Source organism: Marinobacter sp. PE14 (genome assembly GCF_053566155.1).
The window spans coordinates 124,438-144,875 of the sequence record NZ_JBQXNY010000004.1 but is presented as its reverse complement, the minus strand read 5'-3'; the positions used below and the strand labels follow the sequence as shown (position 1 = coordinate 144,875).

The following is a 20,438-nucleotide window of genomic DNA, read 5'->3' as shown; positions in this document are numbered from 1 at the left end:
CGGCTGGGCGTAAATCAGCCAGCAGCTCTGGCACCCGGCGGTCGCAGCCCTATCAGACGCAGCTTTAAGGAGCGCAAGTTTGGACCTTCAACTTTCCAGCCGAGTACAGGCTATCAAGCCCTCTCCCACCCTCGCAGTCACCAACAAGGCCGCGGAACTCCGCGCAGCAGGCCAGGACATTATCGGCCTGGGTGCCGGCGAGCCGGACTTCGACACACCTGATCACATCAAACAGGCAGCCATTGAAGCCATCAATAACGGCCAGACAAAATACACTGCCGTGGATGGTACGCCAGCCCTGAAAAAAGCGATTATTGCGAAGTTCAAACGGGACAACGGCCTGGATTACGAAGCCAACCAGATACTGGTAAGCAGTGGTGGCAAACAGAGCTTTTTCAACCTCGCACTTGCCACACTGAACCCGGGTGACGAAGCCATCATCCCGGCCCCCTACTGGGTGTCCTACCCGGATATGGTGCTGGTGGCCGAGGGCAAACCGGTCATTATCGAAACCGGTGCTGAAACCCGCTTCAAGATCACTCCGGAACAGCTGGAAAATTCGATTACCGAGCGCACCCGCCTGTTCGTGATCAACAGCCCCTCGAACCCGAGCGGCATGGCCTATACCCTGGAAGAGCTGCAGGCCATCGGCGAGGTGTTGAAGAAGCACCCGAACATCATGATCGCCACTGATGACATGTACGAGCCCATCCTCTGGACCGGCAAGCCGTTCTGCAACATCCTGAACGCGACGCCTGAGCTGTATGACCGCACCTTCGTACTGAACGGCGTGTCCAAAGCGTACTCCATGACTGGCTGGCGTATCGGTTACGCTGCTGGCCCGGCGAAAATCATCGGTGCCATGAAGAAGATCCAGTCCCAGAGCACCTCCAACCCGGCCTCAATCTCCCAGGCAGCGGCACAGGCTGCGCTGGATGGCGATCAGGGCTGCGTGGGCGAGATGGTCAAGGCCTTCAAGGAACGCCACGACTGGCTGGTAGAAGCACTGAACAAGCTGCCAGGCGTTGAATGCCTGAACGGCGACGGTACCTTCTATGTGTTCCCCAGCTTCCAGGGCGCCATCGATGCGGATTCCAGCGTCAGCACCGACGTTGAATTCGCCGAGAAACTGCTGACCGACGCCGGCGTGGCACTGGTCCCAGGCTCCGCCTTCGGGTGCCCCGGCCACATGCGCCTGAGCTTTGCGACCAGCATGGAAAACCTGGAAAAGGCTATCGAACGTCTGCAGAAAGCGCTTGGCTAAAAAGTTCTGGCCAGGGGTTGACGGGGCGGTATTGCCAACTTAATATACGCGCCTCGTCACACGACGACGTTCCCCGATAGCTCAGTTGGTAGAGCAACGGACTGTTAATCCGTTTGTCGCTGGTTCGAGCCCAGCTCGGGGAGCCACTATTCTGAAAGCCCGCTAACTCTTTGAGTTAGCGGGTTTTTTATTGACCCGCTTTTGATTCTATCTTTTGTTTTTCAGGTTTACTCCTGCCCTAGCCTGCTCGTTGGCGGGACTGGTGCGGCTGTGTACGTATCCGCAAAACAGACAAAACTCTCACAGAAAGCAGATAGTCAGTAGGTTGCAGTAGCCCACCGAACTCTGATGCAAGATATATCTGAGAAGTTCGAAGAGGTGGTGTGGGGCCTCCCTCCCAAAAATGTCTGTGGCCAAGGATGGCCACAGCCAAGCGCACATGGGTGAGGTCGAGCGTTTATGAAGCGAAGCTTCATGCGACAGCCGAACGACTGCAATCTGTGATTGCAGGCTGGACCCCGGAGGGGTGCTCGTAGCGGTTTTTGGGAGGGAGGCCCCACACCACCAGACTCCAAACCATGCAGGCTAGGAGCCCAAATCAGACAAGAACCTAGAAACTAGGCGCCAATAACCTCAGAGTGAATAGCCTCCAAGGCAGCCAGCGGGTCAGACGCCTGAGTAATCGGGCGGCCGATCACGAGGTAGTCGGAACCGGCTTTGAGGGCATCTGTGGGCGTCATGATGCGCTGCTGATCGCCTTTATCGGCAGTCAACGGACGGATACCCGGTGTGATCAGCTTGAAGTCGGCACCCTGCTCGGCTTTGAGCTTCGGTGCTTCCTGCGCGGAACAGACGACGCCGTCCAGGCCGCAGTTTTTGGTGAGGGTTGCCAGTCGGGATACCTGGGCTTCCGGGGAATCGGTGATGCCGATACCGGCCAGATCGCCGGCGTTCATGCTGGTAAGGACCGTGACGGCAATCAACAGCGGGCGATCCGCGCCAAAGGTTTCTAGGCGTTCCCGGCAGGCGGTCATCATTTTCTCGCCGCCAGAGGCATGCACATTGACCATCCAGACACCGAGGTCGGCGGCGGCTGCAACCGCCGCCGATGTGGTGTTCGGGATGTCATGGAATTTCAGATCCAGGAATACATCGAATCCACGCTTCTGCAACCCCTCGACCAGTTGCGGGCCGGAACGGGTGAACAGTTCTTTGCCAACTTTCAAGCGGCATTTGGCCGGATCCAGCTTTTCTACCAGCTCAAGGGCCGGATTCTGGGAGGGAAAATCGAGGGCGACGATAATCTTGGGATCGTTAGCGGTTTGCACGTTCACTTGTCCTGCGGAAATTCGGTAAAGGTTTATTCGGCTTCAACACCCTGGATCGGGCGAACGGTTTCCCATTGTTTGCAGCTCGGGCACAGCCAGTGCAGCTGACGACCAGAGAAGCCACAACTAACACAGCGATAGACCGGACGGTTGGCCAGTATCAGATGGCCAATGCGGCTCACCAGCCTGCCCTCATCGGTGGTCATGCCTTTTTCGTAGCCGGCCATTTCCACCAACCTCAGCAAACCACGGACGCTCGGGCGTGTTTCCAGCTCCTTTCTGAGCAAGTCGATGGCTGCCGGTCGCCCTGAGGCGCGCTCTACGGATTCCACGAGGGCCAGCAGCAGGCTGGTACTCGGATAGCTTTCGTAAAGCTTGCGCAGCTTCTTCGCCAGCCGGCCAATATCGCCATGTTCGTGCTCTAGCTTCATCAAGCGATCAATCGCTTCCGGCCCGAACTCGGCGTTCTGGTCAAACACTTTCAGGCATTGGTTGCCGGCCTCGCGAAAACTGCCCTGACGAACCAGTAGCTTCATCAAAATCAGGTTGGCCCGCACGCAGGAGCGATCATATTCGAGTGCTTCCTTGGCCAGTTTCTGGGCGGCCCAGCGGTCATCCTGTTTCAGGGACACCTCTGACAACTCGCAGGTCAGATAGGCCAGAACCTTGAACATCGCAGGGTCGGCATCGCCTCGGGTCAGGGTCCGTGCGACCTCTGCAGCTTTCGCCCACTCCTTCTCTTGCTGGTAAAGGTCAATCAGCTGCTGGGAGGAATGCCGCCCGTATTCCTTGTCGCCCATGAGCTGGTGCAAAAGCGCCTCGGCGCGGTCGAGCAGACCGGCATTGAGGTAATCCCTGGCAAGCTCAAGGGTGACCTGTGGCGAGAAACGTGGAGGCAACTCTGGCCTGGCCAGCAGATTCTGGTGAATCAATATGGCACGGTCTGTTTCGCCCTTGTTGCGGAAATGGCTGCCAATGGAAAGGTGCAGGCTAACGGTGTCCTTATTGACCGCAAGGGACTGGACGAAATTCTCAACTGCCTGGTCGGAGTAGTTGGTGAACAGGAACTGGAGACGATCCTTCACCGATTCCTCGTCGGAAATCGTTTTTCCGGATCGACTGTCACCGCTTCCCAGCCGGCCTACAAGCCAGCCAACGGCGACTGCAACTGTCAGCAGCAGCCACTGAAGTACCATATCCATTAAAGAGTCCGGTCGTTCTGGGCCCTGGATTTCTCCAATGCCTGCTCGGCGCGATCAAGTCGTTTCTGAAGGGTTCGCCGGGACACCGAGGTGCGGACGGTGGCCAGCATGGTCATCAGCACGCCAACGAGGGCGCCGACAACGAATGCCATGATAATCCAGACGGCAACACCATGGGGTTGGGTTTCAAACAGCAGGAAGTTGAGGGAAACTGCCATTTGATTGTTGAGCGAGAATACCAGTGCCAGCAGAACCAGGACCAAAACCAACAGAATAATAAGGATCTTCTGCAATCCTGCCATAGCAATAGCGCTCCCAAAGGGCTTTGATTCCCGAATTATACGCGTTCCCTGAGCAGCTGTTAAAAGCCTTTCTTCAAGCTGTCGTTAACCTGCTCTCTCAATTCTTTGCCGGGCTTGAAGTGCGGCACATACTTGGCTGGCAGCTGGACAGCCTCACCGGTTTTCGGATTGCGCCCGGTACGCGCGGCACGGTGATGAAGGGAAAAACTGCCAAATCCCCGGATTTCTATTCTCTGACCATCGGCGAGCGACTGGGACATGTGCTCAATGATGGTTTTTACAGCCAGTTCGACATCTTTAACGGAGAGCTGAGTTTGCTTGGAAGCAATCAGCTCGACCAGTTCGGACTTCGTCATGAGGCGTTTCCCTCTTTCATTTTTATTCGGCCGTCGGTTACCGGATTCTCATGACTACCTAGTTTAGCCAAACCAGAAAAAAACACAAAAAAAACGGGCTCTTAGAGCCCGTTTTTTTCGTACCAACCGGAATTTTAGTCCTTGTTGGCGTTTTGCTGCTGCATCTGCTCCTTGATGAGATCACCGATGGTGGTCGCACCAGAAGAGGTTTCTGCAGTCTTGGTCCGCACATTTTCCAGTGCCTGCTTGTCGTCCTCAACATCTTTGGACTTCACAGACAGGTTGATAATGCGGTTCTTGCGGTCGATGCTGATGATCTTCGCTTCAACTTCTTCGCCTTCTTTCAGCGCGTTACGTGCATCTTCAACACGGTCACGGCTGATTTCAGAGGCTTTCAGTACCGCTTCAACTTCGTCGTTCAGGGCGATGGTAGCCGCCTTGGCATCAACTGCAGACACGGTACCCTTAACGATGGAGCCCTTGTCGTTCAGCTGTACAAACTCGGCGAACGGATCGCTTTCGAGCTGCTTAATACCCAGGGAGATGCGCTCGCGCTCCGGATCAACAGACAGGATAACGGTTTCAACTTCGTCACCCTTCTTGTATTCACGAACCGCCTCTTCGCCAGTCTCGTTCCAGCTGATGTCAGACAGGTGAACCAGACCGTCGATGCCGCCATCCAGACCGATGAAGATACCGAAGTCAGTGATTGACTTGATCTTACCGGAGATGCGGTCGCCCTTGTTGAAGTTGCTGGAGAAATCTTCCCAGGGGTTGGATACACACTGCTTGATACCCAGGGAAATACGACGACGCTCTTCGTCGATATCCAGAATCATCACGCCAACTTCGTCGCCCACCTGAACAACTTTAGACGGGTGGATGTTCTTGTTGGTCCAATCCATTTCGGAAACGTGAACCAGGCCTTCAACACCTTCTTCCAGCTCAGCAAAGCAGCCGTAGTCAGTCAGGTTAGTGACACGTGCAGTCACCTTGCTGCCTTCCGGGTAACGACCCTTGATATCAACCCAGGGATCTTCGCCCAGCTGCTTCAGGCCGAGAGAAACACGGTTGCGCTCACGGTCGAACTTCAGGACCTTAACGCTGATTTCGTCACCAACATTAACGATTTCGCTCGGATGCTTGATGCGCTTCCAGGCCATATCGGTAATGTGCAACAGGCCGTCAACACCGCCCAGATCTACGAATGCGCCGTAGTCGGTCAGGTTCTTGACGATACCCTTGATTTCCATACCCTCGGTCAGGGTTTCCAGCAGAGCTTCACGCTCGGCGCTGTTCTCAGCTTCCAGAACGGCGCGGCGGGAAACAACCACGTTGTTACGCTTCTGGTCGAGCTTGATAACCTTGAATTCGAGTTCTTTGTTCTCCAGGTGCGCGGTGTCGCGAACCGGACGAACGTCTACCAGCGAGCCAGGCAGGAAGGCACGGATACCGGCCAGATCGACGGTGAAACCACCCTTGACCTTACCGTTGATGATACCTTTAACCACTTCCTCAGCTTCGAAGGACTTCTCGAGAACCTTCCAGGCTTCTGCACGCTTAGCCTTTTCACGGGACAGACGGGTCTCACCGAAGCCGTCTTCAACAGCGTCGAGAGCAACATCGACAACGTCGCCGATAGCAATTTCCAACTCGCCTTTTTCGTTAAGGAACTGGGAGGCGGGGATAACGCCTTCGGACTTCAGTCCGGCGTTAACGGTGACCCAGTCGTTATCGACGTCTACAACGGTTCCCTGGACGATGGAACCCGGTTGCATGTCAATTTCTTTTAGGCTTTCTTCAAAAAGATCCGCAAAGCTCTCGCTCATTATGAGTCCTATATGATCAACGCAAGTGTACTCCGTGCCACCAGCAACACGGTCTGTTAACAAGTTCCGGATTAAGCCTGTGGCTGGCAGATAGCGCTACATCCGGCATTTCAACGACAAAAAGGTGTAGTCAGGCCTGACCTGCTGCGGCCATACACCTGCCCAACACCTCTTCTATACTCAATCCCGTAGAATCAATGACTTGCGCATCATCTGCGGGTTTGAGAGGGGCTGCGGAACGGTTCATATCCCGTTCATCACGAACCCGTATCTCCTCTAAAAGGGCGTCAATATTAACATCGACACCCGCGTCCTTCAACTGGCTATAGCGCCGCTGAGCCCTCTCCTCGGCGCTTGCCGTCAGGAAGATTTTTACCGGCGCGTCCGGAAACACCACGGTCCCCATATCGCGCCCATCGGCCACCAGGCCGGGCGCCTGTCGGAAATCGCGCTGGCGCTGCAAAAGGGCGTCACGGACCGGCTGCATCACAGCCACCTTTGAAGCATTGTCGCCCGCCGATTCTGTACGTATATCTGCGGTCACGTCCTGCCCGGCCAGAATAACTTTTACAGGCTCGCCCGCCGGCGTGGGCTCAAACGCCACATCCAATCCGGCGGCGACTTTCACCAGACCGCTCTCGTCATCCAGAGACACGCCCTGGCGAACCGCGGCCAGCGCCGTCAGCCGATAAAGGGCACCACTGTCCAGAAGATGCCAACCCAGTTTTCGGGCCAGCATCTGGGTAATCGTGCCTTTGCCGGAACCCCCGGGACCATCCACGGTGATCACCGGTGCACTGCCATCAACCATTATTCAGCCCCCTCGGCTGTTATATTGATCCCCGTTCCTTGCGCAAGTTCCACAAACCCAGGGAAAGACGTTGCCACGTTGGCGCAGTCGGTCACGGTAATTTCGCCCGCAGCGCGCAGGGAAGCGACCGCAAAGGACATCGCGATGCGATGGTCGCCGTGACTGTTCACGGTACCGCCACCGATGGTCTGGCCGCCATCAATAATAATGCCGTCCGGGGTTACGGTAGTTTCCACGCCCAGTGCGGCAAGGCCATCTGCCATCACCTGGATCCGGTCGCTTTCCTTGACCCGAAGCTCCTCTGCGCCCCGCAAAACCGTGCGACCCTTGGCGCAGACCGCGGCAATGAACAGCACCGGAAATTCATCAATGGCTAAGGGCACCTGATCTTCAGGTATATCGATACCCTGCAGCTCCGCCGAGCGGACCCGCAGGTCAGCAACCGGCTCGCCACCGATTTCGCGCTCGTCCAGAATCTCGATGCTGGCACCCATCTGGTTCAGGATATTGATAACACCGACCCGTGTCGGGTTCATCCCCACATGCCGCAGGACCAGATCAGATCCGGGAGCAATACTCGCGGCTACCAGAAAAAAGGCGGATGACGAGATATCAGCGGGCACATCAATGTTGGTCGCCGTCAATTTGCCGCCACCGCTGACACTGGCGGTCGCGCCGTCCCGGTGAACGTGGTAGCCAAAGCCCGCCAGCATCCGCTCGGTATGATCGCGGGTGGGAGCCGGCTCGGTCACCGATGTACTGCCCTCGGCGTAAAGGCCAGCCAGCAGGAGGCAAGACTTCACCTGGGCACTGGCAACCGGCATTTCGTAATGAATACCCGACAACTTCTGGCCGCCCCGGATTTTCAGTGGCGGACGACCACCTTCTGCGGTGTCAATCACAGCACCCATAGCTCTCAATGGGTCGGCAACCCGCCCCATCGGGCGACCGGACAGGCTCGCATCGCCGGTCAGCTCGGAATCAAAGGGCTGGGCCGCCAGCAATCCCGCAAACAACCGCATGGCCGTTCCGGAGTTACCCAGATACAAAGGACCTCTTGGCGCCTGCAGCCCGTTCATCCCAACGCCGTGGATGCGCACAAAGCCGTCGTCCGGCCCTTCGATGGTGACACCCATATCCCGGAACGCCTGTAGCGTGGCCAGACTGTCCTCACCCTCCAGAAACCCTTTAACCTCAGTCACGCCGTCAGCCAGCGCACCCAGCATAATGGAACGGTGCGACATCGACTTGTCGCCGGGCACCCGGATATCACCGGTAATCGCGCCACCGGGCTGAAGACGGAACGTCACCTGCTTTTCACTGTTGTTTGTCACGTAAGCCTGTCCTGAAAGCATCTTCGAAAAATGTTCACGCGCCGCTTTGGCGCGACTGAAAACCCGCAACAATGTGGCACTGTCCTGATTGGCGATGGCAGTGCGCAGTTGTTCCAGATCATGGGTAAAGTGGTCAATCACACGCAGAACCGCATCGCGGTTCGAAAGAAAGATATCGTGCCACATCACCGGATCGCTGGCGGCAATCCGGGTAAAATCCCGGAAACCGCCAGCGGCATAACGGAAGATATCCATGTTCTCATCTTCACCCGCGAGGGTATCCACCAGGGAGAATGCAATGAGGTGCGGCAAGTGGCTGGTAGCTGCCAGCACCTCATCGTGGTACGCCACGGACATGGTCAGCACCGTGGCACCACATCCCTCCCACAACGCCTTAAGCCGGGCAAGGTGGGACTGGCTAACGTCATCAGGCGGCGTAAGAATGACCTTGTGGTTTGCGAACAGCTCGGGATTCGCCGCCCGAATGCCGCTCTTCTCGGACCCGGCAATAGGATGGCCGGGAATGATCCGGGGCGACAGGCTACCGAACACTGCCTCCACATCCTTCACGAAACTGGACTTGGTGCTACCGACGTCGGTGAGGATCGCGTCCGCCTCCAATGTCGGACGAATCTGCTCAAGAACCGCTCGGGTTGCCCTTACCGGCACAGCCAGCACAACCAGATCCGCACCCCGAACAGCATCAGACACTGTTGATGCCGACTGATCGATCACACCCAGCTCTTTGCCGAGCTGCAACTCCTCGTCGCGCTGATCGGCGCCGACAACCGTGCCCGCCAGTCCGTTGCGACGGATGGCACAGGCCAGGGAGCCGCCAATCAGCCCCAGGCCAATCACCGCTACCCGTTTGAACAGAGGCTCGGAAGACACCATATCAGTCGCTGAGCCCCGATGCGGTCAGGGCCTGGGCCAGAGCCTCGATAAAGCGCTCGTTTTCTTCCGGAAGGCCGACAGTCACCCGAAGATGTCGGGGCATGCCATAGCCCGCGATGGGCCGGACAATCACACCGTGAGCCAGGAGGGACTGGTACACGCCCATAGCCTGCTCCCCCACTTCCACGGCGACGAAGTTCCCGGCCGACGGAATATAGCTGAGCCCCATCCGGTCGAATGCCTCCTGCAACTGACGCAGGCCCGACTTGTTCACATCCCGTGAACGCTGAAGGTAATCCTCATCGTCCAGAACGGCAGTGGCCGCAGACAGGGCAACGGTATCCACGTTGAACGGCTGACGCACCCGGTTAAGAATGTCTGCAATGGCCGGCGAGGAGATGCTGTAACCCACCCGTAGAGCCGCCAACCCCCAGGCTTTGGAAAAAGTGCGGCAAACGATGAGATTCGGGAAGCGGGCCAGCAGCTCGACACCATCCGGGTATTGATTACCGGTCAGGTATTCACAGTAAGCTTCATCCAGAACCACAAGCACGTTCTCGGGGATTTTTTTCAGGAACGCCTCAATGGCGTCCGCCGTGTGAACCGTACCCGTGGGATTGTTCGGATTGGCGACAAACACCAGACGAGTGCGATCGGTAACCGCCGCGGCCATGGCGTCAAGATCGTGCCCCCACTCCCGGGCAGGCACAGATACACCCCTGGCGCCGATGGCCTGGGTCACCAGGGGATAAACGGCAAACGCGTACTGGGAGAAAACCACTTCGGAATCTGCATCGGCGAAACAACGGGTAATCACTTCCAGTACATCGTTGGAGCCGTTACCAAGGGTAATCTGATCCATTCCAACGTTCAGACGCTTCGACAGCGCCTGTTTCAGGTTGAATCCGTTACCATCGGGGTACAGGCAAAGCTCAGAGAGCGCCTGCCGCGCAGCCGACAGCGCTTTTTCGCTGGGCCCCAGCGGGTTTTCGTTGCTCGCCAGCTTGATAATGTCTGCCGGATTGAGGCCAAGCTCACGGGCCAGCTCTTCAATCGGCTTGCCCGGCTGGTAGGGTGAGAGCGCCTGTACGCCGCGAACCGCCAGGCTCTGGTAATCAATAGCCATAAATCGTCCTAGACACTCGTTGCTCAAAAACGCAGGTGCAGATACTTACAGAACGCCAATCGGGTAGGATCCCAGACGCTTGAGTTCAACCGCTTCGTCGTCCACTTCTGCCAGCACTTTACGAACCTGTTCGTCTTCCATGTGCCCCTCGAAATCGATGTAGAACACATAAGCCCAGGTACCGCTCGGCGAGGGCCGCGTTTCAATTCTGGTCAGACTGAGACCATGACGATGGAACGGCTCGAGGAGCTGATACAGTGCCCCCGGTTTGTTGCGCATGGACACCAGGATAGATGACTTGTCGTGACCGCTGGCCGGCACTTCCTCCCGGCCGATGATCAGGAACCGGGTGGTATTGTCCGGGCGATCCTCAATGCTGTTCGCCAGCTTCTCCAGGCCGTAGAGCTCGGCCGCCATATCACCGGCAATGGCTGCAGTACCCGGCTCTTCGGCGGCGCGCCGGGCGGCTTCCGCATTACTGGAGACGGTGACCCGCTCAATGCCGTAGCGATGGGTATCCAGCCACTGGCGGCACTGGGCAAAGGACTGCTGGTGGGAATAAATCCGGGTGATCTCCTGGTCGCCATGCTTCGGAGACACCAGCAGGTGATGGTGAATCCGCAGCTGAACCTCCCCGCAGATCTTCAGCGGCGAGGACATGAACATATCCAGGGTGTGGTTGATCATACCCTCAGTAGAGTTTTCGACCGGCACCACGCCGTAATGGGCTGCGCCGGACTCCACCTCCCGGAACACCGCGTCGATAGCCGGCAGTGGAACACTGACGACGGAGTGACCGAAATGCTTGAGCGCTGCTGCCTGGGTGAAGGTGCCAATTGGCCCCAGGAAGGCAATGTGCATGGGCTTTTCCAGTGCCAGGCAGGCGGACATGATCTCCCGGAACAGACGGGCCATTTCCTCACCGGACAGGGGGCCGGGATTCTGTTCCTTGATGCGCCGAAGCACCTGCGCTTCCCGCTCCGGGCGGTAGAAGAAGACGTCCTGCCCCGGATTGGCGGCCATCTTGACGTGGGCCACTTCCTGGGCACAGGCGGCCCTGGCACTGATCAGCTCCATGATCTTCTGATCAAGCTGATCGATCTCGTCCCGCAGCTCTCCGAGCCGAACCTGCTCGTCACTCATGATCAGCCACGCTCCTTCGCAAATTCGGTCATGTAGTCAATCAGCGCATCGACGCCGGCTTCGGGCATCGCGTTGTAGATGCTCGCACGCATCCCGCCCACCGAACGGTGGCCGGCCAGATTCAGCAGGCCACGGGCATTGGCACCCTTCAGGAATTCACCGTTCACGGCGTCATCCGCCAGCGTGAAAGGCACGTTCATCCAGGAACGGAATCGTGGGTCAATCGGGTTGGCGTAAAACTCGTTGGTATCGATGAAGTCGTAAAGCTTGCGGGCTTTGCGCAGGTTGGTCTCCCCCATTGCCTTCACGCCGCCCTGCTCTTTCAGCCACTTGAACACCAGGCCGGCCAGATACCAGGAGTAGGTGGCCGGGGTGTTGTACATGGAGCCATTATCCGCAATCACCTGATAGTTCATCATGGTCGGGGTCTCCTTTCGAGCCTTGCCGAGGAGATCCTTGCGAATAATGACCACCACCAATCCTGAGGGACCAATGTTTTTCTGGGCACCGGCGTAGATCACGCCGAACCTGGAGACGTCCACCGGCCTCGACAGCATTGACGAGGACATGTCGGCAATCAGCGGTGCGCCCGGGCTATCCGGAATAAAATCGAATTCCAGACCACCAATGGTCTCGTTGGGCGTGTAGTGCAGGTACGCCGCATCGGCACTGGTCTGCCAGGAAGATTGGTCCGGAATCGTAGTAAAGCCACTATCTTCCGAACTCGCCACCACGTTCACCTTGCCATAACGACTGGCCTCGGCAATGGCCTTCTTGGACCAGATGCCGGTGTTCACGTAGTCCGCAGAGCCTTTTTCGCCCAGCAGATTCAGAGGAATGGTGGCAAACTGGCTGGACGCTCCACCCTGCATGAAAAGAACCGCGTAGTCGTCTGACACGCCGGCCAGTTCACGCAGATCCTTTTCTGCAGTTTCGGCAATCTGGACAAACTCGTCGCTGCGATGGCTCATTTCCATCACCGACATGCCGGTACCGCGCCAGTCGAGCATTTCATCCCGCGCCTGACGAAGCACGCTCTCCGGCAAAGTGGCCGGACCTGCACAAAAGTTATACGCCCTGCTCATGTTGCTGCTTTCTCTCAAGTCTTACTGAATCTATCTGTCGCAGTGCCGGCTTACTCGTCGCCGGCACCTTCACCTTTTTCGCCTTCTTCCGCACTGCTGTCTGCGGCATCGACTTCACCGTCGATTTCTTCAGCGTCGGTTTCCGCAATCCGCTCAACACCGACCAGCCGCTCGTCTTCCTGACTCAGCTTGATCAGGCGCACACCCTGGGTATTCCGGCTCAGAACGGATACTTCGTCTGTACGGGTACGCACCAGCGTGCCCTTGTCAGAGATCAGCATCATTTCATCGCCGTCGAACAGCTGCAGGGCTGTGACCAGGTTGCCGTTCCGCTCAGAGCACTGCATGGCAATAACGCCCTGACTGCCCCGGCTGTAGGTCGGGAACTCATCGATGGCCGTCCGCTTGCCGTAACCATTCTCGGAGGCGGTCAGAAGAACCCCATCCTCCTGCGGGATGATCAGGGACACCACATGGTGACCTTCCGGCATCTTGATACCGCGAACACCACGGGCTGTCCGGCTCATCGGACGAACGGCTTCCTCGTTGAAGCGCACCGCCTTGCCAGCGGTTGAGAAAAGCATTACCTCGGCATCGCCTTTGGTAATTGCTGCACCGATCAGGGTATCGCCTTCATCCAGGGACAGCGCAATCAGGCCGCTGCTGCGCGGACGCGAGAAGTTCGGCAGCGGTGTCTTCTTGACCACACCGGCGGAGGTGGCCATCAGCACGAACTGGTCCTCCGGATAGTCACGAACCGGCAGGAAGGTGGTAATACGCTCGCCCTCGTCCAGCGGCAGTATATTCACCATGGGCCGACCGCGGGACGCCCGGCTGGCACGCGGAATCTCAAATACCCGCAGCCAGTAGACCTTGCCACGGTTGGAGAAACACAGAATCGTGTCGTGGGAGTTGGCAACCAGCAGCTTCTCAACGAAGTCTTCATCCTTCATGGAGGTTGCCGCCTTGCCGCGACCGCCCCGGCGCTGGGCCTGGTAGTCTTCAACTGCCTGGGTCTTGGCGTAACCACCGTGAGAGATGGTGACTACGAGGTCCTCCTCATCTATCAGATCCGCAATGGTCAGATCGCGCTGGGAGCTGGTGATCTCGGTGCGACGCTCATCGCCGAACTCGGAAACAACGGCTTCCAGTTCTTCACGGATAACCTGCATCAGGCGGTCAGGATCGGCCAGGATCTCGAGGAGGCCGGCGATCTTTTCAAGGATGTCCTTGTACTCATTCTGCAGCTTCTCGGTTTCAAGACCGGTCAGGCGGTGCAGACGCATATCCAGAATTGCCTGGGTCTGCTCGGGAGACAGATAATAAAGGCCATCACGCAGGCCATAGATTTCCGGCAGATCGTCTGGACGACAGGCGTCCTCACCGGCACGCTCCAGCATTGCCAGAACATCACCCGGAGCCCAGCCCTTGGCCATCAGCTTTTCTTTTGCTTCTACCGAACTCGGAGAAGCTTTGATCAGCTCGATCATCTCATCAATATTGGCCAGAGCAACCGTGAGGCCTTCCAGAATGTGGCCCCGCTCACGCGCTTTGCGCAGCTCATAGATGGTGCGGCGGGTAACCACCTCACGACGGTGACGAACAAAGGCATCCAACATCTGCTTGAGGTTCAGCGTCTTCGGCTCGCCATTGATCAGCGCAACCATGTTGATGCCAAACACCGTCTGCAACTGGGTATGGGCAAACAGGTTATTGACCACAACATCCGGGTTTTCACCCCGACGCAGCTCGATCACCACCCGGATACCTTCCTTGTTGGATTCGTCCCGCAGTTCGGTGATGCCTTCGAGGCGCTTTTCTTTCACCAGCTCGGCGATCTTTTCGATCAGGCGGGCCTTGTTGAGCTGATACGGCAGCTCAGTGATGATGACAGCGTCACGATTGGTTTTTTTGTCGTGTTCAATCTCGTGGCGGGCACGGACATAAATACGGCCCCGGCCGGTACGGTAAGCTTCGACAATGCCGGCACGGCCATTGATGATGCCCTCGGTCGGGAAATCCGGGCCCGGGATGAATTCCATCAGCTCATCAACAGTGAGATCCGGATTATCAATCAGCGCCAGACAGCCATTGACCACTTCCGTCAGGTTGTGGGGCGGAATATTGGTGGCCATGCCCACGGCGATACCGGAGGAACCGTTCACCAGCAGGTTCGGAACCCGGGTAGGAAGCACCTCGGGAATACGCTCGGTGCCGTCGTAGTTATCGACAAAATCGACGGTTTCCTTGTCCAGATCCGCCAACAGGGAGTGGGCGATCTTCTCCATGCGGATCTCGGTGTAACGCATGGCAGCCGCGTTATCGCCGTCAATGGAACCGAAGTTACCCTGACCGTCGACCAGCGGATAGCGAAGGGAGAACGGCTGAGCCATACGTACGATGGTGTCGTAGACCGCAGAGTCACCGTGTGGGTGGTATTTACCGATGACGTCACCCACCACACGGGCGGACTTCTTGTAGGCTTTGTTCCAGTCGTTGTTCAGTTCGGACATGGCGAACAGAACACGGCGGTGAACCGGTTTGAGGCCATCCCTCACATCCGGAAGCGCCCGCCCGACGATTACACTCATGGCGTAGTCGAGGTAGGACTGTTTTAACTCGTCTTCAATATTGACCGGCAGGATCTCTTTGGCTAACTCACCCATCGAGAAAGGTTCCTTTGCGTTACTGGAAGTCGTATCAGGGCCGTTTCCGGGCCCCATAGTTATTCTTCAACAAGCCGCCAAGTCTACCACAGTCGCGCCCTTTCCGGGGCAACTGTGAGGCAGCCTTAATCAAACACCACTGTCTTGTTTTCGTAGGTAATCACCCGATCTTCGATGTGCGAACGCAGGCCCCGGGCCAACACGTTCTTTTCCACATCCTTACCCAGGCGAACCATATCCTCGATGGAGTCGCTATGGGTGATCCGGATAACGTCCTGCTCGATGATCGGGCCCTCGTCGAGGTCCTGGGTCACGTAGTGGCAGGTGGCACCAATCAGCTTCACGCCGCGACTGTAGGCCTGGTGATAGGGGCGCGCACCGGCAAAGGACGGCAGGAAGCTGTGATGGATATTGATTACCTTACCGGAGTATTTCTCGCAGAGCTCGCCGGGAAGGATCTGCATGTAGCGCGCCAGCACCACCACATCGGCTTCGTATTTCTGGAACAGCTCATCGATGTGGGCGAAGGCTTCCGCCTTGTTTTCCTTGCTGACCGGCACATGGTGATAAGGAATCTCGTGCCACTCCACCATCCGGCGCAGGTCGTCGTGGTTGGAGATGACCGCCACTATCTCGGCATTGATCTCCTTGCTGTGCCAGCGGTACAGCAGATCTGCCACACAGTGGGATTCCTTGCTGCACATCAGGATCACCTTCTTCGGCTGGGCCGAATCGGCAATGTGCCAGTTCATGTTGAATTCACGGGCAATGGGCTCGAACGCAGCCCGGAACTGGTCCAGGCCAAACGGAATCGAGTTGGCCTTGATTTCGTGCCGCATGAAAAACCAGCCGGTATGGGTATCCGAATGGTGACTCGCTTCGGTAATCCAGCCATTGTATGTGGACAGAAAATTACTCACCTTGGCGACAATTCCCACCCGGTCGGGGCAGGAAATCACAAGACGATAGGTATGCTCCATGAAAGCCTTTCCTTAACTGAAATCCGGGAAAGCAGGTGCGTCGGGGAATCACCGCCGACATTAACGGCAGGTTAACGGTACGCACCTATGAAAATGACCGGCTATCATAGCCTATCTGAACGCCAGAAACGAGGAATGGAGATATGGACAGAGGCCTCTACCAACGCACAATCAAAAACCTCGCCACGGGGCGCTCAGGCCGCCTTTCGATTGCGGCCGCCCTGGCCTTTTTCATCACCACCGCGCCAGCCTTCGGACAGGCCATTCTCGAAGGTGAGCGGTTTCACCCGGTTACCTCGACCCAGGGCATGGTTGCCACCAGCCATACGCTTGCCACCGAGGTTGCCCTCGACGTACTGAAGAACGGCGGCAATGCAATAGATGCGGCGGTAACAGCCGGTTTTGCTCTGGCAGTCACCCAACCTCGCTCCGGCAACATTGGCGGCGGCGGCTTCATGCTGATCTCCAAAGGGGATGGCGCTGCTCCGGAAGCAATTGATTATCGTGAAAAAGCGCCCGCCGCCGCGACGGAAACCATGTTCCAGGACGAATCCGGCAATGTGGTTAAAAACCGCAGCCGCTTCACCCACCTGGCCGCTGGTGTACCGGGAACCGTTGCAGGCCTCGCTATGGCGCTGGAGCGACACGGCACGATTACTCTGAAACAGGCGCTGGCGCCGGCTATCAAACTCGCCCGGGAAGGATTCATCGTGCCTCAGCGTTTTACCGAGGGCCTGGAACAGGCCCGGGACAGGCTTGAGCGCTGGCCCGCCACGCGCGACACCTTTTATAAGGAAGATGGCAGTGCCTGGCAGGCCGGCGAGCGCTTTCGCCAGCCGGAACTGGCGGCAACGCTCCAGCGCATAGCCGATGACGGCGTGAAGGGCTTTTACGAGGGCAGAACTGCCGAACTGATCGCCAGCGAGATGGACCGACACGATGGGCTGATCACACTGGACGATCTGAAGAACTATCGCCCCGAGGTGCGCATACCGGTGCACGGCACCTACCGGGGTTACGACATTTTCTCCATGTCACCGCCCTCTTCCGGTGGCACCCACATTGTCCAGATCCTGAATATTCTGGAAGGCTTTCCAATGGCCGACTTCGGCCACAACTCGGCTGATGCTATCCATCATATGGCAGAGGCCATGAAACTGGCCTACGCCGACCGTTCAAAATACCTTGGCGACACGGATTATGTGGATGTGCCACTGGCAGGGCTGACAAGCAAAGATTACGCAGAAGAGCTCCGCAAAGGCATTGATCCAGACAAGGCACGACCGGCCACCGACATCAATCCTGGTCAGCCGGCTGCCTGGGAAAGCCCCGAGACCACCCATTTCTCCGTGGTGGACAAATGGGGCAATGCGGTGTCTAACACCTACACCATCAATTTCAGTTACGGGTCCGGCATCACAGTGGAAGGCGCCGGTTTCCTGCTTAACAACGAAATGGACGATTTCAGCGCCAAGCCCGGTGTGCCCAACGCCTATGGCCTGATCGGCGGTGAAGCCAACAAGGTCGGGCCAGGCAAACGCATGCTGAGCTCCATGTCGCCCACCATCGTGAAAAAGGATGGCAAGAACGTTCTGGTTACCGGCAGCCCAGGGGGCTCCCGGATCATTACCACCACCTTGCAGGTGATCCTCAATGTGATTGATCATGGAATAAACATCCAGACCGCCGTGAGCGCACCCCGTATGCACCACCAGTGGCTGCCGGATGAAATCCGGATCGAACAGGGCATCAGCCCCGACACGATCCGGCTTCTGCAGGAACGGGGGCACACCGTGGTTGGTGGATCAGCCATGGGCGCCATCCAGAGCATCCTGGTTGATGAAGACGGCATGCTCCATGGTGGCGCAGATCCGAGGCGGAGCACCTCGTCAGCCATGGGCCATTAACACAGGCAATTGACCAGGGTCACTGACCTGAAAGGAGACTTTATGTATCTTTCTGTACAACTGAGCTGCTATCCCCTGAAAGAGGAATATAAGCAGCCAATCAAAGACCTTATCGCGCGTCTGGAGCAAACCGGGCTGGAAGTCTACCCGGGGCGAATGAGCACCGAGATTTTCGGCGACTATGATGAGGTTATGGGCGTGCTCTCGGATACCATGAAATGGTCATTCGAGACCTACGGCAAATCCGTCTTCGTGGCGAAGATCATGGAGGGCGACCGGAGACCGAAATGACAGCACCGAGCGGGCCAGACAACCAGAACCAAAAACAGAAGCCGGAGCAGAACCAACAGCCGGCAATCCCGAACCAGTTCGCGTTCCTTTGGCTCAGCGCGGCCATCTTTCTGATGGTGCTTTGGCTTCAGGACGGCGGACAACCCCGGCTTCAGGATCTGGCCTACTCCGAATTTAAAACCGCCGTCATGAATCAGCAGGTGGCGGAAGTTACTTTGAAAGAAGAAGCCATTACTGGTCTGTTTACCGACAGTGGTGCGGCAGACTTCAGCTCGGACAGTCCAGCACGAACCAGCACCCCGGGATTCCAGACCATCCGCCCGCCCATGGAAGATCCGTCGCTGCTCAACCTGCTGGAAGAGCACAGTGTCACCATCCGGGCCACACCATCGGGATTGCCCTGGTGGCAGGAGATGATCCGCGGCTTCCTGCCCTGGATCCTGCTGCTGGCGCTGATGTTCTGGTTCTGGGGTGCCGCCCAGAAACGCATGACCCAGGGTGGCGGGCCGTTTGATTTCGGCCGATCCAAGGCCCGGAGGTCCCGCAGGGAAACATCCACAGCTACCCTGGACGATGTGGCCGGCATTGAATCCGCAAAGCGGGAAATTGCCGAGATCATCGACTTCCTGAAATCCCCGGAGAAGTACCGGGCACTGGGTGCCGTCATGCCCAAGGGCGTGCTTCTGGTCGGCCCGCCGGGGACCGGCAAGACCCTGCTGGCCCGGGCCATCGCTGGAGAGGCCGAAGTGCCCTTCTTCAGCATCAGCGCCTCGGAATTTATCGAAATGTTCGTTGGCGTCGGGGCCTCCCGCGTTCGAGATATGTTCAAGGAAGCCCGGAAAGAAGCGCCAGCGTTGATTTTCATCGACGAACTGGACGCAATCGGTCGGTCACGGGGCGCAGGCCTGGGTGGCGGCCACGATGAGCGGGAGCAGACCCTGAACCAGATTCTCACTGAAATGGACGGTTTCGAGGCCCACGAGAATGTTCTGGTACTGGCTGCCACCAACCGGCCAGACGTTCTGGACAGCGCCCTACTCCGCCCAGGTCGCTTCGACCGCAAGATCACTCTGGATCGCCCACATAAGGAGGCCCGCGCGGCGATCCTGGCGGTTCATGTGCGAAAAGTACCACTGGCGAATGATGTCGACCTGGATCAGCTGGCCGCTCGCACCATCGGCTTTTCCGGGGCGGATCTCAAGAACCTTGTGAATGAGGCAGCCCTAACCGCAGCCCGCGAAAGCCTGCACGAAGTGAGTGCCCATTGCTTTGAGCTGGCCCGGGACAGAATTATTCTCGGCGAGGAGCGGGACACCAAGCTCAACCCGCAGGAGCGCGAGGCGGTTGCGTACCACGAATGCGGTCATGCCATCATGGCCTACTACATGCCCAACGCAGACCCTCTCACTAAATTGACCATCATCCCTCATGGCATGGCTATGGGAGTGACTGAACAGACACCCAAGGAAGATCACTACACCTACACCGAGAGCTATCTTAAGGATCGCATCAAGGTGATGCTTGGCGGTCGCTGTTCGGAAAAGCTTATCTATGGCGAGGTCAGCACCGGCGCCCAGAACGACCTCAAGGAAGCCACCGCGCTGATACGCAAGATGATCGGCCAATGGGGCATGAGCGAAAAGATTGGCCCGCTGGGCCTGAACATCGGCGAGGAACATGTCTTCCTGGGCCGGGAAATGGGCATGCCAAGAGAATTCAGCGAAAAGATGGCGGAGATGATCGATGGGGAAATCCAGTCCCAGCTGCTGGCCCTGGAAAAAGCGACCCTGGACTTCCTGACGGGGCACCGTAACCAGCTGGAAGCACTGGCAAAAGCCGTATTGAAGAACGAAACCCTATCTGCCGAAGATGTCGAGAAAATCCTGAGCAAGGAAGACGCCCGCGAGATTGCCTGAACGG

At 57.5% G+C, this 20,438-nt stretch carries 16 protein-coding genes and 1 tRNA gene; 5 read left to right on the top strand and 12 right to left on the bottom strand.

Translation table 11 applies throughout. The features are described 5' to 3' along the window. Positions 1-79 precede the first annotated feature (79 nt). Both ACWJ62_RS14205 and ACWJ62_RS14200 read left to right on the top strand, forming a co-directional pair. Positions 80-1,264, top strand: a complete 1,185-nt coding sequence (locus ACWJ62_RS14205) for a pyridoxal phosphate-dependent aminotransferase (protein WP_449286774.1) — start codon at positions 80-82, stop codon at positions 1,262-1,264. A 70-nt stretch (positions 1,265-1,334) separates the two neighbouring features. Beyond that, a tRNA-Asn gene (locus tag ACWJ62_RS14200) sits at positions 1,335-1,410 on the top strand. A 471-nt stretch (positions 1,411-1,881) separates the two neighbouring features. Here the strand turns inward: ACWJ62_RS14200 and pyrF are convergent. From pyrF to purU, 12 genes are all read right to left on the bottom strand, one after another. Continuing rightward, positions 1,882-2,592, bottom strand: a complete 711-nt coding sequence (gene pyrF / locus ACWJ62_RS14195; RefSeq protein ID WP_449286773.1) for an orotidine-5'-phosphate decarboxylase — start codon at positions 2,590-2,592, stop codon at positions 1,882-1,884. Positions 2,593-2,624: 32 nt separating this feature from the next. Next, the gene (lapB, locus tag ACWJ62_RS14190; RefSeq protein ID WP_449286772.1) at positions 2,625-3,794 is read right to left on the bottom strand and encodes a lipopolysaccharide assembly protein LapB; all 1,170 of its coding nucleotides are present in this window, start codon (positions 3,792-3,794) and stop codon (positions 2,625-2,627) included. Beyond that, complete coding sequence (locus ACWJ62_RS14185) at positions 3,794-4,096, bottom strand: LapA family protein (RefSeq protein ID WP_064230620.1); 303 nt, start codon at positions 4,094-4,096, stop codon at positions 3,794-3,796. The genes lapB and ACWJ62_RS14185 overlap by 1 nt, the downstream gene beginning before the upstream one ends. A 59-nt stretch (positions 4,097-4,155) precedes the next feature. Continuing rightward, the gene (locus ACWJ62_RS14180) at positions 4,156-4,452 is read right to left on the bottom strand and encodes an integration host factor subunit beta (RefSeq protein WP_008172061.1); all 297 of its coding nucleotides are present in this window, start codon (positions 4,450-4,452) and stop codon (positions 4,156-4,158) included. A 134-nt stretch (positions 4,453-4,586) separates the two neighbouring features. After that, positions 4,587-6,281 carry a 30S ribosomal protein S1 gene (gene rpsA / locus ACWJ62_RS14175; protein WP_008172063.1) on the bottom strand — a complete coding sequence of 565 codons (1,695 nt, stop codon included), beginning with the start codon at positions 6,279-6,281 and terminating at the stop codon, positions 4,587-4,589. Positions 6,282-6,411: 130 nt separating this feature from the next. Beyond that, positions 6,412-7,092: a (d)CMP kinase gene (gene cmk, locus ACWJ62_RS14170; RefSeq protein WP_449286771.1), complete on the bottom strand. Its 681-nt coding sequence runs from the start codon at positions 7,090-7,092 to the stop codon at positions 6,412-6,414. Next, positions 7,092-9,320, bottom strand: coding sequence for a bifunctional prephenate dehydrogenase/3-phosphoshikimate 1-carboxyvinyltransferase (locus tag ACWJ62_RS14165; RefSeq protein ID WP_449286770.1), 2,229 nt, complete (start codon positions 9,318-9,320; stop codon positions 7,092-7,094). Before ACWJ62_RS14165 ends, cmk begins: the two co-directional genes overlap by 1 nt. A gap of 1 nt (position 9,321) precedes the next feature. Next, positions 9,322-10,446 (bottom strand): histidinol-phosphate transaminase, encoded by a 1,125-nt coding sequence (hisC, locus tag ACWJ62_RS14160; RefSeq protein ID WP_449286769.1) that lies wholly within the window; start codon positions 10,444-10,446, stop codon positions 9,322-9,324. A gap of 45 nt (positions 10,447-10,491) precedes the next feature. Beyond that, positions 10,492-11,589, bottom strand: a complete 1,098-nt coding sequence (gene pheA / locus ACWJ62_RS14155; protein WP_449286768.1) for a prephenate dehydratase — start codon at positions 11,587-11,589, stop codon at positions 10,492-10,494. A 2-nt stretch (positions 11,590-11,591) separates the two neighbouring features. Next, positions 11,592-12,674 (bottom strand): 3-phosphoserine/phosphohydroxythreonine transaminase, encoded by a 1,083-nt coding sequence (serC, locus tag ACWJ62_RS14150; protein ID WP_449286767.1) that lies wholly within the window; start codon positions 12,672-12,674, stop codon positions 11,592-11,594. Between the two features lie 50 nt (positions 12,675-12,724). After that, the gene (gene gyrA, locus ACWJ62_RS14145; RefSeq protein WP_449286766.1) at positions 12,725-15,340 is read right to left on the bottom strand and encodes a DNA gyrase subunit A; all 2,616 of its coding nucleotides are present in this window, start codon (positions 15,338-15,340) and stop codon (positions 12,725-12,727) included. A 125-nt stretch (positions 15,341-15,465) separates the two neighbouring features. Then, positions 15,466-16,320, bottom strand: a complete 855-nt coding sequence (gene purU, locus ACWJ62_RS14140; protein WP_088557519.1) for a formyltetrahydrofolate deformylase — start codon at positions 16,318-16,320, stop codon at positions 15,466-15,468. Between the two features lie 143 nt (positions 16,321-16,463). Here purU and ggt point away from each other — a divergent pair, with 143 nt between their 5' ends. Genes ggt through ftsH form a run of 3 tightly spaced genes read left to right on the top strand, consistent with a single transcriptional unit; the run spans position 16,464 to position 20,434 of the window. Continuing rightward, positions 16,464-18,227, top strand: a complete 1,764-nt coding sequence (gene ggt / locus ACWJ62_RS14135; protein ID WP_449286765.1) for a gamma-glutamyltransferase — start codon at positions 16,464-16,466, stop codon at positions 18,225-18,227. A 42-nt stretch (positions 18,228-18,269) separates the two neighbouring features. After that, the gene (locus tag ACWJ62_RS14130) at positions 18,270-18,518 is read left to right on the top strand and encodes a thiamine-binding protein (protein WP_014576785.1); all 249 of its coding nucleotides are present in this window, start codon (positions 18,270-18,272) and stop codon (positions 18,516-18,518) included. After that, a complete protein-coding gene (ftsH, locus tag ACWJ62_RS14125; protein WP_449286764.1) occupies positions 18,515-20,434 on the top strand; it encodes an ATP-dependent zinc metalloprotease FtsH in 1,920 nt (639 codons plus the stop codon). Before ACWJ62_RS14130 ends, ftsH begins: the two co-directional genes overlap by 4 nt. Positions 20,435-20,438 lie beyond the last annotated feature (4 nt).